Origin of the sequence: Cronobacter universalis NCTC 9529, from assembly GCF_001277175.1 — a bacterium.
Lineage (GTDB): Bacteria > Pseudomonadota > Gammaproteobacteria > Enterobacterales > Enterobacteriaceae > Cronobacter > Cronobacter universalis.
Genome location: NZ_CP012257.1, coordinates 1,331,077 through 1,345,347, shown reverse-complemented (window position 1 = coordinate 1,345,347; position 14,271 = coordinate 1,331,077). Strand labels below are relative to the sequence as shown.

The following is a 14,271-nucleotide window of genomic DNA, read 5'->3' as shown; positions in this document are numbered from 1 at the left end:
TCGAAATTGCCGCGCCTCGCGGCGCGACCATAAACACTACCTGAGGGCGGTCGGGCCGCCCTTGTGAAACTACACGTCCAGCAGCAGACGAGTCGGATCTTCCAGCAACTCTTTAATGGTCACCAGGAAACCTACCGATTCACGGCCGTCGATCAGACGGTGATCGTAAGAGAGCGCCAGGTACATCATCGGCAGGATCTCAACCTTGCCATCCACCGCCATCGGACGATCTTTAATGGCGTGCATGCCGAGGATCGCGCTCTGCGGCGGGTTGATGATAGGCGTGGACATCAGCGAGCCGAAAACGCCGCCGTTGGTAATGGTGAAGTTGCCGCCGGTCAGGTCTTCCACGGTCAGTTTGCCGTCGCGGCCTTTGACTGCCAGCTCTTTGATTTTCTTCTCGATATCCGCCATGCCCAGCACGTCGACATCACGCAGAACCGGGGTCACCAGGCCGCGCGGCGTGGAGACCGCCATGCTGACGTCGAAATAGTTGTGATATACCACGTCGTCGCCATCAATGGACGCGTTCACTTCCGGGAAGCGTTTGAGCGCTTCAACGACCGCTTTCACGTAGAAGGACATAAAGCCCAGACGGATGCCGTGACGTTTTTCGAAGGCGTCGCCGTACTGCTTACGCAGATCCATGATCGGCTTCATGTTCACTTCGTTGAACGTGGTCAGCATCGCGGTGGAGTTTTTCGCTTCCAGCAGACGCTCGGCCACGCGTTTGCGCAGACGGGTCATCGGCACGCGTTTTTCGCTGCGGGCGCCGAGCTGCGGCTGCGGCGCGGCGGCGGCTTGTTCCGGGGCTTTGGCAGATTCGCCGCCGTTCGCTTTCGCCAGATGTTTTTCCACATCTTCACGGGTCAGACGGCCGCCAACGCCGGTGCCTTTGATGGCGGCCGCGTCCAGGTTGTGTTCGGCGAGCAGACGGCGGATAGCCGGGCTCAGCGCGTCGTTATTTTGTTCTTCCAGAGACGCCTGCTGGCGCTGCGCCGGGGTAGATTCTTTCGCTTCCGGTTTGGCGCTGCTCTCTTTGCCCGCGCTGTTGCCTTCGCGCAGACGGCCCAGGATCTGGCGAGACGTGACGGTGCTGCCTTCGTCTTCCAGTACCGCATCCAGAACGCCGTCAGCCGACGCCGGTACTTCCAGTACCACTTTGTCAGTTTCGATTTCTACCAGCACTTCATCGCGTTTTACCGCGTCGCCCGGCTTTTTGTGCCAGGTGGCGACGGTTGCGTCAGCAACGGATTCAGGCAGGTCGGGAACAAGAATATCTACGCTACTCATTATTTATCCTTTAATTAATTGACGTTCAGCGCGTCATTAACCAGATCTTGTTGCTGTTTCTGGTGAACGGACATATACCCTACCGCCGGCGAGGCGGAGGCCGGGCGGCCTGCATAACGTAATGCAGATCCAAACGGAATCACTTCACGAAGGTGGTGCTGGCTGCAATACCAGGCGCCCTGGTTGAGCGGCTCTTCCTGGCACCAGACGAAATCATGCACGTGCGCGAACGGCTTCAGCGCTTCCTGCACCGCGTGATGCGGGAACGGGTAGAGCTGTTCGATACGGACAATCGCCACATCCTTCTGATCATTCTTACGACGCTGTTCCAGCAGGTCGTAATAAACCTTACCAGAACAGAGCACGACGCGTTTCACGCCCTGCGGATCGAGTTCATCGACTTCGCCGATGGCCGGCTGGAAGGCGCCGTTGGCCAGTTCTTCAAGGCTCGATACCGCCAGCGGGTGACGCAGCAGCGATTTCGGCGACATGACCACCAGCGGACGGCGCATACCGCGCAGCGCCTGACGACGCAGCATGTGGTAAACCTGCGCCGGGGTCGATGGCACGCACACCTGCATGTTCTGCTCGGCGCAGAGTTGCAGATAACGCTCCAGACGCGCGGAGGAGTGCTCCGGCCCCTGGCCTTCGTAGCCGTGCGGCAGCAGCATTACCAGACCGCACATACGGCCCCATTTCTGCTCGCCGGAGCTGATGAACTGATCGATAACCACCTGCGCGCCGTTGGCGAAGTCGCCGAACTGCGCTTCCCAGATAGTCAGCGTGCGCGGCTCTGCGGTCGCATAGCCATATTCAAACGCCAGCACCGCTTCTTCAGACAGCACGGAGTCCCAGACTTTGAACTGGCCCTGGCCGTTATGGATGTGTTGCAGCGGCACCCAGGTAGAACCGTTAGCCTGGTTATGCACCACGGCGTGACGGTGGAAGAAGGTGCCGCGGCCGGAGTCTTCGCCGGACAGGCGCACCGGAATACCTTCATCGACCAGCGTCGCATAGGCCAGCGTTTCCGCCCCGCCCCAGTCGAACGGTTTCTCGCCGTTCGCCATCAGCTGACGGTCGCCGTAGATTTTCGCCACGCGCGACTGCATCTCGATGCCGTCCGGCACGCTGCTGATGCGCTTCGCCAGTTCCTGTAAGCGCTTCATCTCCACTTTGTTCGGGTAGCTTTCGTCCCATTCGTGGTTGAGATACGGCGACCAGGTAAAGGAGTGCATATTCATCGGACGCCACTCTTTCACCACGCACTCGCCGGCATCCAGCGCGTCGCGGTAGAGATTGACCATTTCGGTCGCGTCTTCGAGTTTCGCCACGCCTTCCTGCTCCAGCTTGTCGGCGTAGATTTTGCGCGGGGTCGGGTGTTTTTTGATTTTCTGGTACATCAGCGGCTGGGTAGCGCTCGGCTCGTCGGCTTCGTTATGGCCGTGACGGCGGTAGCATACCAGGTCAATAAACACGTCGCGCTTAAAGGTGTTACGGAAATCCAGCGCCAGGCGGGTCACAAACGCGACCGCTTCCGGGTCGTCCGCGTTGACGTGGAAAATCGGCGCCATCACCATTTTGCCGATGTCGGTGCAGTACGGGGTGGAACGGGCGTCAAGCGGGTTGGAGGTGGTGAAGCCCACCTGGTTGTTGATAACGATACGGACCGTGCCGCCCACTTCGTAACCGCGCGCTTTGGACATGTTCAGGGTTTCCTGAACCACGCCCTGCCCGGCGACTGCCGCGTCGCCGTGAATGGTGATCGGCAGCACTTTGTTGCTGCTCGGCTCGTCTAGGCGGTCGAGACGCGCGCGCACCGAGCCCATCACCACCGGGCTGACAATCTCCAGGTGCGACGGGTTAAACGCCAGCGCCAGGTGCACCAGGCCGCCTTCGGTTTCGATATCCGACGAGAAGCCCATGTGATATTTCACGTCGCCGGTGCCGAGGTGTTCTTTATGTTTGCCGGCGAATTCGTCAAACAGATCCTGCGGTTTTTTACCAAGCACGTTGATAAGCACGTTCAGACGACCGCGGTGCGCCATACCCAGCACCACTTCGCGCGTGCCGCTCTTACCGGCGTGGCGGATCATCTCTTTGAGCATCGGGATTAACGCGTCGCCGCCTTCCAGCGAGAAGCGTTTCGCGCCAGGGAATTTCGCGCCCAGATAACGCTCAAGTCCTTCGGCGGCGGTCAGTTCGCTTAAGAAGCGTTTTTTCTCGTCCGCGCTAAAGCCCGCGTGGCCCGCGACCGATTCGATACGCTGCTGGATCCAGCGTTTCTCTTCCGTCGAGGTGATATGCATGTATTCCGCGCCGATGGAGCCGCAGTAGGTCTGCTTAAGCGCCTCGATGAGGTCGCCGAGCTTCATGGTCTCTTTGCCAAGCGCAAAAGAGCCTACGTTAAAGGTTTCCTGGAAGTCGGCTTCGGTCAGATCGTGGAACGCAGGGTCCAGATCCGCGACGTGCTCCTGTTGCCACAGGCCCAGCGGATCGAGATTCGCGTGCTGGTGGCCACGGAAGCGATAGGCGTTAATAAGCTGCAGGACTTTAACCTGCTTCGCATTCGTGTCAGGGTCGGAAATCGAGGAAGAGTAACGTGAGGCATCCTTCGCCAGACGACGGAAATAATCACGCGTTGTTGAATGGAATTGATCCGGTTTCGCGCCGGTGCCAGGCAGTTGCTGGAACATAGAGCGCCAGTGGGCGTCCACTGAATCAGGATCGGTTAAGAAGTCTTCATAGAGCTGTTCTATCCAGCTCTGGTTAGAGCCAGAGAGGTAAGAAGAGTCCAGCCAGGCTTTCATTGCGCCGTTCTGCATCGTGATCCCTTAAGCATGTCTGCTTATTTCGCCGTAGAAACTACCACGTACAGTGTTGTACGTGCCGGGGTTCACCTGCGAGCTCTTGTTTAGTGCGGGCCCGCGAAGGAACCTTTAAAAACTGCCATTAATCTTCTTCGTTCAGGCTGCGACATCGTTGGCTGCCTTCGCTTACCCCAGTCACATAGGTCACTATGCTCCTGGGGATGCGCTCAGTTGCCGCCTTGTCTCGCACTGAACGCCTCGATTACTGGTACTACTCTGTAGCGGTTTTTAAAGGTTTCCTGCTTTTCCCTCTCCCCTCAGGGAGAGGGACACTTATATGTAGGGCGGGTAAGCGCACCCGCCACTACCGCAACGCTTACTTACGCGCTGCGCTGCAACAACATCGACTTAATATGGCCGATGGCGCGCGTCGGGTTTAACCCTTTCGGACAAACGCTCACGCAGTTCATGATGCTATGGCAACGGAACACGCTGAACGCATCGCTCAGGCCATCCAGGCGCTCGTTGGTTTCGGTATCGCGGCTGTCGATAAGGAAACGGTACGCTGCCAGCAGACCTGCCGGGCCGATGAACTTGTCCGGGTTCCACCAGAACGACGGGCACGACGTGGAGCAGCAGGCGCACAGAATGCACTCATACAGCCCGTCGAGCTTCTCGCGCTGCTCCGGCATCTGCAAATGTTCGCGCGCCGGCGGATTGTGCCCATTATTCAACAAGTAAGGTTTAATCTTCTCATATTGGGCGTAGAACTGCCCCATGTCCACTACGAGGTCGCGGATAACCGGCAGACCGGGCAACGGACGGATAACGATTTTCTGCTTACCGGCGCCCAGGTTAGACACAGGCGTAATACACGCCAGGCCGTTCTTGCCGTTCATGTTCAGACCGTCGGAGCCGCAGACGCCTTCGCGGCAGGAGCGGCGGAAAGAGAGGCTCGGGTCCTTCTCTTTCAGCAGCATCAGGGCGTCGAGCAGCATCATGTCGCGCCCTTCTTCCTGCTCCAGGGTGTAATCCTGCATGCGCGGCGCGTCGTCGACATCCGGGTTATAGCGATAAATGGAAAACTCGAGTTTCATCACATTGCTCCGCTCTTAATAAGTACGCACTTTCGGCGGGAAAGCCGGGCGCAGCTTAGGCTGCATATTCACTTCGCGACGCGTCATGCTCTCGGTTTGCGGCAAATAGAGGCTGTGGCACAGCCAGTTTTCGTCGTCGCGGTCCGGGTAGTCGAAGCGGCTGTGCGCGCCACGGCTCTCGGTACGGAAGTTCGCCGATACGGCGGTGGCGTAAGCGGTTTCCATCAGGTTATCCAGCTCCAGGCATTCGACGCGCTGGGTGTTGAACTCGCTGGAGGTGTCGTCCAGGCGGGCGTTTTTCAGGCGCTCGCGGATGGCTTTCAGCTGCTCAAGCCCTTTGGCCATCGCGTCGCCTTCGCGGAATACCGAGAAGTTATGCTGCATACATTCCTGCAGCGCTTTGCGGATTTCGACCGGATCTTCGCCGTCGCGGTTGTTGTTCCAGCGGTTGAGGCGCTCCAGCGAGAACTCCACGTCGGAGTCGCTGGCGTCGCGAAGCTGACCCTGCTCGGCGATGGACTCCTGCAAATGCAGGCCCGCCGCGCGGCCGAACACCACCAGGTCAAGCAGCGAGTTGCCGCCCAGACGGTTGGCGCCGTGTACGGATACGCAGGCGATTTCGCCCACCGCGAACAGGCCCGGGATCACTACGTCTTCGCCCTTCTCGTTCACGGTCAGCGCCTGGCCGGTCACTTTGGTCGGAATACCGCCCATCATGTAGTGGCAGGTCGGGATAACCGGGATCGGCTCTTTGACCGGGTCAACGTGAGCAAAGGTGCGGGAGAGTTCCAGAATGCCCGGCAGACGGGATTCCAGCACTTCTTTACCCAGATGGTCGAGTTTCAGCTTGGCGTGCGGGCCCCACGGGCCGTCGCAGCCGCGGCCTTCGCGGATTTCAATCATGATAGAGCGCGCAACGACATCGCGGCCCGCCAGATCTTTCGCGTTCGGCGCGTAACGCTCCATAAAGCGCTCGCCGTGTTTGTTCAGCAGGTACCCGCCTTCGCCGCGGCACCCTTCGGTGACGAGTACGCCCGCGCCGGCGATGCCGGTCGGGTGGAACTGCCACATTTCCATGTCCTGCACCGGTACGCCGGCGCGCAGCGCCATGCCGACGCCGTCGCCAGTGTTAATGTGGGCGTTGGTGGTGGACTGGTAAATACGGCCTGCGCCGCCGGTCGCCAGCACGGTCGCGCGGGCTTTGAAGTAGACCACTTCGCCGGTTTCGATGCACAGCGCGGTGCAACCCACCACCGCGCCATCCTGGTTTTTCACCAGATCCAGCGCATACCACTCAGAAAAAATGGTGGTGTGGTTTTTCAGGTTCTGCTGATAGAGCGTATGCAGCAGCGCGTGGCCGGTACGGTCCGCCGCCGCCGCGGTGCGCGCCGCCTGCTCGCCGCCGAAGTTTTTCGACTGGCCGCCGAACGGGCGCTGATAAATACGGCCGTCATCAAGACGGGAGAACGGCAGCCCCATGTGCTCAAGCTCCAGAATCGCTTCCGGGCCGGTTTTACACATATATTCAATCGCGTCCTGGTCGCCGATATAGTCGGAACCTTTTACCGTGTCATACATGTGCCATTCCCAGTTATCTTCATGGGAATTGCCAAGCGCAACGGTAATGCCGCCCTGGGCGGAGACGGTGTGAGAACGGGTCGGGAACACCTTGGAAAGCAGCGCACAGGTCTGGCCGCTCTGGGAAATCTGCAGCGCCGCGCGCATACCTGCGCCGCCTGCGCCAATAACAACGGCATCAAATTCTCTGACTGGCAAATTCATTTACACACCCCACACCACAACAAAGCCATAAATCACGTAAACCACCAGAGCGACGACAATCGCCAGCTGCAAAAAGAGGCGCAGCGCCAGATGTTTTACGTAGTCGGTCAGCACCTGCCACATCCCAATCCAGGTATGGACGAGAATCGAAACCAGGGTCAGCAGGGTGAACACTTTGGTGAAGGTGGATGAGAAGAAACCAGTCCAGACTTCATAAGTCAGATCGCCGTTCATCGCGAAGAAGCCAATCATATAAATGATATACAGCGTCATTACGATGGAGGTGGCGCGAACCAGGATGAAGTCATGTACGCCGTTGCGTCCTAATGCGGAGGCGTTGCTTACCATACGAGGACTCCTGCGAGAATTGAAAGCACGACAGTGATAATAAAAGCGAACTTAGCGGAGCGTTGGCCTGCTGCGAAGGTTTCTTCAAGATAGCCGAAATCCATCAGCATGTGGCGAACGCCGCCAACAACGTGGTAAGCCAGCGCTGTCAGAATGCCCCACATAATGAATTTAACGAAGAAGCTGTCCATGATGTTGGACGCAGTCAGAAAGCCTTCTTGAGACGAGAGAGAGAGTCCTAACAACCACAGCAGAATGCCGACGGCGACAAAGGTAATCACGCCGGAAACGCGGTGGAGGATAGAAGCAATCGCGGTGACAGGAAACCGGATCGTTGTCAGATCCAGGTTGACAGGTCGTTGTTTATTCACCTTTTTTATCATGAATGCGCCCACATGCTGTTCTTATTGTGTCCTTCCTCCGGTCTGCAGGCGGGTCAAGCAGCGTCATTTTTCTATAACTCCGCGTCATGCAAAATCACCGCTTCCAAAGGCTGCATGACACGTTACTACGCTGGGTGGCTCGCGGTTGCAAGGTGTTCCGGAGACCTGGCGGCAGTATAGGATGTTCACAATATCATTACAATTAACCTACAAATTCTTTGGCCGGTTTTGGTCGGAACAGTGACCAGGATCACGATAACAACATTATTTTAATTTTTAATCATCTGATTTGACAAATGTTAAACAAATTAGTTACAAACATCACCCAGAAACGCATATAATTCGCAAAAGTTATGGGGTCATGCTTTCACCTGAGAATAAGTTATGTAACAGTGTGCCAGTATTGACCGCAGTAATTTAGCCAGGTATTAGTGATAAACAGGTTTGACAAATACTGACGGCTAACACCCTGATTTACTGTTGTTTCACCCAGGTTTGAATGGTTGCCTGCAAGCCGCCCATCGCTCTGTACCCTGGTTTCCCCTCTGAAACAGAGCTGCGCGCCACACAACAAACTGGCAACTGTCCCCTGCTGGCTGGAGGTAAATCGGCGGTTAACCGTCGCAAGCAACAGGCGCTAAGGAGACCGTAAATGGCTGATATTAAAGCAAACCTAACCTATAACGGTGATGGTGCTATCGAACTGGATGTGCTAAAAGGCACGCTCGGTCAGGATGTAATCGATATCCGTAGTCTTGGTTCAAAAGGTGTTTTCACGTTCGACCCCGGCTTTACTTCCACCGCATCCTGCGAGTCCAAAATCACCTTTATTGATGGTGACGAAGGTATCCTGCTGCACCGCGGTTTCCCTATCGATCAGTTAGCCACTGAGTCCAACTATCTTGAAGTGTGCTACATCCTGCTCTACGGCGAAAAGCCGACCCAGGAGCAGTACGACGAATTCAGAACCACCGTCACCCGCCACACCATGATCCATGAGCAGATCACGCGTCTGTTCCACGGTTTCCGTCGCGATTCTCACCCGATGGCGGTGCTGTGCGGCGTGACCGGCGCGCTGGCGGCGTTCTATCACGACTCGCTGGACGTCAATAACCCGCGTCACCGTGAGATTGCGGCCTTCCGTCTGCTCTCTAAAATGCCGACCGTGGCGGCGATGTGTTACAAATATTCGATCGGCCAGCCGTTTGTGTATCCGCGTAACGATCTCTCCTACTCCGGCAACTTCCTGAATATGATGTTCTCCACACCATGCGAGCCTTACGAGGTGAACCCGGTGCTGGAGCGCGCGATGGATCGCATTCTGATCCTGCACGCGGATCATGAGCAGAACGCGTCAACCTCTACCGTACGTACCGCAGGCTCCTCCGGCGCGAACCCGTTCGCGTGTATCGCCGCGGGCATCGCCTCCCTGTGGGGACCGGCGCACGGTGGCGCTAACGAAGCCGCACTCAAGATGCTGGAAGAGATCAGCACCGTTGAGCACATTCCGGAATTCGTGCGTCGCGCGAAAGACAAAAACGACTCTTTCCGCCTGATGGGCTTCGGTCATCGCGTTTACAAAAACTATGACCCGCGCGCCACCGTAATGCGCGAAACCTGCCACGAAGTGCTGAAAGAGCTGGGCACCAAAGACGATCTGCTGGAAGTGGCGATGGAGCTGGAAAACATCGCGCTGAACGACCCGTATTTCATCGAGAAGAAACTCTACCCGAACGTGGATTTCTACTCCGGCATCATCCTGAAAGCGATGGGCATTCCGTCTTCCATGTTTACCGTTATCTTCGCGATGGCGCGTACCGTGGGCTGGATTGCGCACTGGAACGAGATGCACAGCGAAGGCATGAAGATCGCGCGTCCGCGTCAGCTGTACACCGGCTACGAGCAGCGTGATTTCAAATCCGATCTGACCAAGCGTTAATCCACGCTGCGGTTAATCTGAAAAACGCGCCTTTGGGCGCGTTTTTTTATGGGCGTTTTAGCGGCGGGTGCGCTGCGCTTACCCGCCCTACACCGAACCACCGTTTTTGTATTTAACGTAGGGCGGGTAAGCGCAGCGCACCCGCCACAACCCATCTATATTTCATGTAGGGCGGGTAAGCAACGCGCACCCGCCATTCACCCTAAAACTACGCCTGACACCCCGGACACCAGTAAAATGGCCGCGACGACAGCGTCGTCTTCTCGATAATTCCCCCGCAGCGGCGGCATTTCTTCCCGGCGCGGTGAAACACCTCGAAGCGAAACAGCGCGCCGTGATGCTTATTCTCATCCACCGTCCCGCGCGTCTGGTATGAGAGCCGCGGGATCTCAAGACATGCGCGGGCCAGCGCATCAAGCTGCGTATTATTCAGCTCTATTGCCTTGTGGCGCGGCGCAAGCTGCGCCTGCCAGAGGATCTCCACACGCAAATAATTGCCAAGCCCCGCGAGAAACGCCTGGTCCAGCAGCAGCCCGCTGAACTGACGGCGATGAAAGCGCGGGCTTAACAGACGCTCCTTCACCTGCTCCACCGTCAGCGACATATCCAGCACGTCCGGCCCGACGCGCTGCAAAAACGCGTGCGCCGCCATGCCGTCTGCATCCAGCATCTCGATTTCCGAGGCGCTGTAAAGCAGCACCGCGGCGTCTTCGGTTTCGAGCCGCACGCGCAGGCTTCGCGTGGTCTGCGGCGTTTCACCCGCTTTCACCACGCGCCAGACGCCATACAGCTGATTGTGGCTGTAGAGCGTCAGCCCACAGGAAAAATGCGTCAACAGCGCTTTGCCGCGGGTTTCGAATCGCTCCACCCGCGCGCCGGTCAGCTGCGCTTCAAACGGTTTTAATTCAGGAAACGCAAACCAGACGTGGGTCAGCGGTTTGCCCGCCACCGCCGCTTCAAGCTTGTCCGCCGCGCGGCGGATCTCCGGTCCTTCCGGCATCGTTCATCCTTTTCAGGTTACTTACGCATTAAAACATCAGGATAAACTGTAGCAGCAGGCGCCGGGAGAAAAAGACAACCGCCGCAAAAAAGCGGCGGTTAACGGTTTACTCCAGCGCCAGCAGCGCGAAGCTCGCCAGCCAGTGGCCGCCGCTGTAGTGGCTGCCGACCACATGCTCAACGCTTGCCGCAAGATGACGTTGCACCGCCTCCTGCAGCGCTGGCTGCGCGCGGTGATCTTCAGGGAGCGCCGCGGCGATATGCTTCATACACCAGGCGCGGCTTAAGTTAAGCCCGTCGAGGTGGGCGATTTTCGGGTCGGCGCGATCGCTCACTACCGCCGGGTGCATCAGCGCCGCCACGTCGTTGATATCCGGCAGATACGCGTCAAACCACGCCGGGAAATGCGCCGCCGTTTTACTCATCAGCAGCGCTTCGGTGAGCGCGCCGGAGAGATACTCATCGCCGCCCGGCTCGTAGTGCGCCGGGTAGTCGGTGTCGGCCTGATAAAAGCGCGTCGTCGCGTCAGTGATGGCGCGCTCAAGCGTCTCATCACCAAGCGCGCGGGCGTAATCCAGACCGAGGGCGAGCGCAAACGCCGTGTTGTAATGGGTGCCGACGCGAATCGGGTAGGTCAGCTTGCAGAGGTAATCGATAAGGCGCGCGCGGATATCCTGGGTCAGCGGCGCCAGCGTCTCGTGCCAGCGCGCAGCCTGCGGCAGGTCTGACGCTTTCAGCTCCTGGGCGAGCGCCAGCAGCCAGCCGTAGCCATACGGGCGCTCGAACGAGGCGCGGAACGGCGCGGTAAAGTAATCCACTTCACGCGCCACATTCGCAGGCGTGATGTGTTCATCGAACAGCGCGATGATCTCTTCGCGGCACGACAGCGTCGGGTAGCGGCGCAAGCAGCGCAGCAGCAGCCAGTAACCGTGCACCGCCGAATGCCAGTCAAAGCAGCCGTAGAAAATCGGGTGCAGTTCGCGCGGCGGCAGCGCGTCGGCGTCATCATTCATCAGATGCATGATATGGTTCGGATACTCCTGGCGCAGATAGGTCAGGGGCATCCGGGCAAAGGCGTCGGCCTGGGGTTGTGTCAACGTCATAACAGCTCCTTAGTGGGCCTTAGCGGAATACGATGAAATACATCAGGAAAACGTTCACCACCAGCAGCGTCAGCGCCGTCGGGATCTGAATTTTTATCACCTGATATTTGTCTTTCAGCTCCAGCAGGGCGGCGGGAACGATATTAAAATTCGCCGCCATCGGCGTCATCAGCGTGCCGCAGTAGCCCGCGTACATGCCGATGGCCAGCAGCGGCGCCGGGTCGCCGTGGTGATGATTAATCAGCAGCGGCAGCGCGATGCCCGCGCTCAGCACCGGGAACGCCGCAAACGCGTTACCCATAATCATCGTGAACAGCGCCATGCCGATGCAGTAGATAACCACCAGCATGAAGCGGTTTTCCGGGTCGACAAACAGGCTCACCACGCGCTGCACCGCCGTGCCGGTATCGGCGGCGACAAACACCCCGCCGAGCATCGCCAGCATCTGCGGCAAAATCACCGCCCAGCCGATGGTATCCACCAGGCGGCGCGACTGGCGAATCGCATGCAGCGGCGTGCCGCGCGTGAGCCACCAGCCCACCAGCAGCGCCGCGATACACGCCACGCACAGCGCCGCGAGCGTCAGCTGTTTTTGATCCAGCAGGAACACGCCGCCCAACGAGACGCCTTTTAAAAACAGCGTGCCAATCACCGTCACCACCGGGATCAGCAGCGCCGGCAGAAACAGCCAGTTGCCCAGACGCCGGGACGACGCCTCGCGCTCCTCCTCGGTGGACATTTTATAGTGCCCCTTCCCGACCAGCCCGAAGCCCGCCAGCAGGGCGATGACAATCACCGCGCCGCCGATAATGCGGTAGGCCAGCGAACGGCCCAGCTCCTGCACCAGCAGATCGCCGAAGAGAAAAATCCCGCCGAACAGGAACCAGAACAGCGCGGTAGTGAAGCGTTTCGGATTACCGCGATCGCGAAGCGTCATCACCACCAGCAGCATGACGATAAAGCCGATCAGGTAGTAGACGCGGTTGATGGTCAGCAACGTACTCATTGCACGGCCTCCTGGTTGCCCTGCTCCGCGCGCCAGGCCAGCACCTCGCGGCGAATGCTGGCGTCTAAGCGCAGCAAGCGCGCCATATGAATAATCAGCGCCGCAATCGCGGTCGGAATGGCCCACAGGCCGATATGCAGCGGCTCGATGCCGGGAATGCCGTTCTCTTTCAGGAACGCGTCAATCAGCAGCACCGCGCCGAAAGCGATGAAAATATCTTCGCCAAAAAACACCGCGATATTGTCGCAGGCGGCGGCGTGGGCTTTGATTTTGTCGCGGATGTGCGCAGGCAGCTCGCCATATTCATTGAGCGCCGCGCCTTCAGCCATCGGCGCGAGCAGCGGGCGCACGGTCTGGGCGTGGCCGCCAAGCGACATCAGCCCGAGCGCCGCGGTGCCTTCGCGCACCACGAAATAGAGCATCAGAATACGCGCCGAGGTGGCGCTGGCGATTTTCGCCACCCACGCCTGGGCGCGCTCTTTCAGGCCGTAATACTCCAGCAGGCCAATGACCGGCAGGATCAGAATGAAAGTCGCGAGCGAGCGGCTGTTAACGAACTTTTCGCCGAAGGTTTCCAGCAGCATGCCGAAATCCATGCCGACCGTGAGCCCGGTCGTCAGCCCGGCAACCACCACCACCAGCAGCGGGTTAAAGCGCAGCGCGAAACCGATAACCACCACCGGAATACCGATGAGCGGCAACAGAGAGGAACCGTCCATACATTGTTACCCTTTCCAAAGTGAGCGTTGCACGCCGAAGGCTATTCTGCTCCTTCGCCGGGTGGCGAAGCGTGGGCATTGCGGCGAACGTTGTTGTGTGAGAGGCGCTGTGAACGTGCAGAACCTGACCAAAAAGCTATATCTGAACAGTCATAGTATGTAAACAATTTATCAATAAAATGTTTTTATTTTGTCGGTGACGTTTTATAGTTTTTACCAATACCCACAGGAGAGTAAGGGACGCCATGAGCCGTAAAAAAGCTGTTGTATCAAGTGATAACGACGATATTGCTGACGGGCGCATTGTGTCGTCCCGTCATCTGGTGTCGGAGCGTTGCGCGGAACTCTCGGAGCTGGAGTACGCGCTTATTATGACCGGCAACGCGTTTAACAAATGGATGGTGCGCTGCATGACGGCGGCGGGCGAGCCGGATATGGGCGCGTTTGACGTCTCGCTGTTGCATCACGTTAACCACCGCAACCGCAAGAAAAAACTCGCGGATATCTGCTTTGTGCTTAACGTGGAAGATACGCACATCGTGACCTACGCGCTGAAAAAGCTGGTGAAAGCGGGCTATGTGACCAGTGAAAAGGTGGGTAAAGAGCTCTATTTCTCGACGACGGATGAAGGCAAAGCGCTGTGTATGAAATACCGCGACGTGCGCGAAGCGTGTCTTATCGCGATTCAGGTCGAGAGCGGCATACCGGGCGCGGCGATTGGCGAAACGGCGCAACTGCTGCGCACCATCGCCTCGCTTTACGACACCGCCGCGCGGGCGGCGGCATCGCTCTGAG

At 58.2% G+C, this 14,271-nt stretch carries 12 protein-coding genes and 1 pseudogene; 3 read left to right on the top strand and 10 right to left on the bottom strand.

From position 1 onward, the window contains the following. Positions 1-69: 69 nt before the first annotated feature. From odhB to sdhC, 6 genes and pseudogenes are all read right to left on the bottom strand, one after another. Positions 70-1,293 carry a 2-oxoglutarate dehydrogenase complex dihydrolipoyllysine-residue succinyltransferase gene (odhB, locus tag AFK65_RS06120; protein ID WP_007706852.1) on the bottom strand — a complete coding sequence of 408 codons (1,224 nt, stop codon included), beginning with the start codon at positions 1,291-1,293 and terminating at the stop codon, positions 70-72. A 14-nt stretch (positions 1,294-1,307) separates the two neighbouring features. After that, positions 1,308-4,115, bottom strand: coding sequence for a 2-oxoglutarate dehydrogenase E1 component (sucA, locus tag AFK65_RS06115; RefSeq protein WP_007706841.1), 2,808 nt, complete (start codon positions 4,113-4,115; stop codon positions 1,308-1,310). A 365-nt stretch (positions 4,116-4,480) separates the two neighbouring features. Next, complete coding sequence (locus AFK65_RS06110; RefSeq protein ID WP_007669742.1) at positions 4,481-5,197, bottom strand: succinate dehydrogenase iron-sulfur subunit; 717 nt, start codon at positions 5,195-5,197, stop codon at positions 4,481-4,483. A 15-nt stretch (positions 5,198-5,212) separates the two neighbouring features. Then, positions 5,213-6,979: a succinate dehydrogenase flavoprotein subunit gene (gene sdhA, locus AFK65_RS06105; RefSeq protein ID WP_007706831.1), complete on the bottom strand. Its 1,767-nt coding sequence runs from the start codon at positions 6,977-6,979 to the stop codon at positions 5,213-5,215. Then, entirely contained in the window at positions 6,980-7,327 is a 348-nt protein-coding gene (gene sdhD, locus AFK65_RS06100) for a succinate dehydrogenase membrane anchor subunit (RefSeq protein WP_007706826.1), read from the bottom strand. Further along, positions 7,321-7,724: pseudogene (gene sdhC / locus AFK65_RS06095) on the bottom strand (succinate dehydrogenase cytochrome b556 subunit). The gene sdhD and the pseudogene sdhC overlap by 7 nt, the downstream one beginning before the upstream one ends. Positions 7,725-8,071: 347 nt before the next feature. On the opposite strand from sdhC, the gene AFK65_RS22470 reads away from it, so the two are divergent. Together AFK65_RS22470 and AFK65_RS06090 are read left to right on the top strand one after the other, a co-directional pair. Next, positions 8,072-8,131: a hypothetical protein gene (locus AFK65_RS22470; RefSeq protein WP_420868149.1), complete on the top strand. Its 60-nt coding sequence runs from the start codon at positions 8,072-8,074 to the stop codon at positions 8,129-8,131. Between the two features lie 231 nt (positions 8,132-8,362). After that, entirely contained in the window at positions 8,363-9,649 is a 1,287-nt protein-coding gene (locus AFK65_RS06090) for a citrate synthase (RefSeq protein ID WP_007706820.1), read from the top strand. A gap of 208 nt (positions 9,650-9,857) precedes the next feature. On the opposite strand, the gene nei is transcribed toward AFK65_RS06090, so the two are convergent. From nei to AFK65_RS06070, 4 genes are all read right to left on the bottom strand, one after another. Further along, a complete protein-coding gene (gene nei / locus AFK65_RS06085; RefSeq protein WP_038857692.1) occupies positions 9,858-10,649 on the bottom strand; it encodes an endonuclease VIII in 792 nt (263 codons plus the stop codon). A 106-nt stretch (positions 10,650-10,755) separates the two neighbouring features. After that, positions 10,756-11,751, bottom strand: a complete 996-nt coding sequence (locus tag AFK65_RS06080; RefSeq protein ID WP_007706812.1) for a DUF2891 domain-containing protein — start codon at positions 11,749-11,751, stop codon at positions 10,756-10,758. A 19-nt stretch (positions 11,752-11,770) separates the two neighbouring features. Continuing rightward, positions 11,771-12,757, bottom strand: a complete 987-nt coding sequence (locus AFK65_RS06075; protein WP_007706810.1) for a DUF979 domain-containing protein — start codon at positions 12,755-12,757, stop codon at positions 11,771-11,773. Then, positions 12,754-13,476: a DUF969 domain-containing protein gene (locus tag AFK65_RS06070; protein ID WP_007706808.1), complete on the bottom strand. Its 723-nt coding sequence runs from the start codon at positions 13,474-13,476 to the stop codon at positions 12,754-12,756. The genes AFK65_RS06075 and AFK65_RS06070 overlap by 4 nt, the downstream gene beginning before the upstream one ends. A 245-nt stretch (positions 13,477-13,721) precedes the next feature. Here AFK65_RS06070 and AFK65_RS06065 point away from each other — a divergent pair, with 245 nt between their 5' ends. Next, positions 13,722-14,270, top strand: coding sequence for a winged helix DNA-binding protein (locus AFK65_RS06065; protein WP_038857693.1), 549 nt, complete (start codon positions 13,722-13,724; stop codon positions 14,268-14,270). Position 14,271 lies beyond the last annotated feature (1 nt).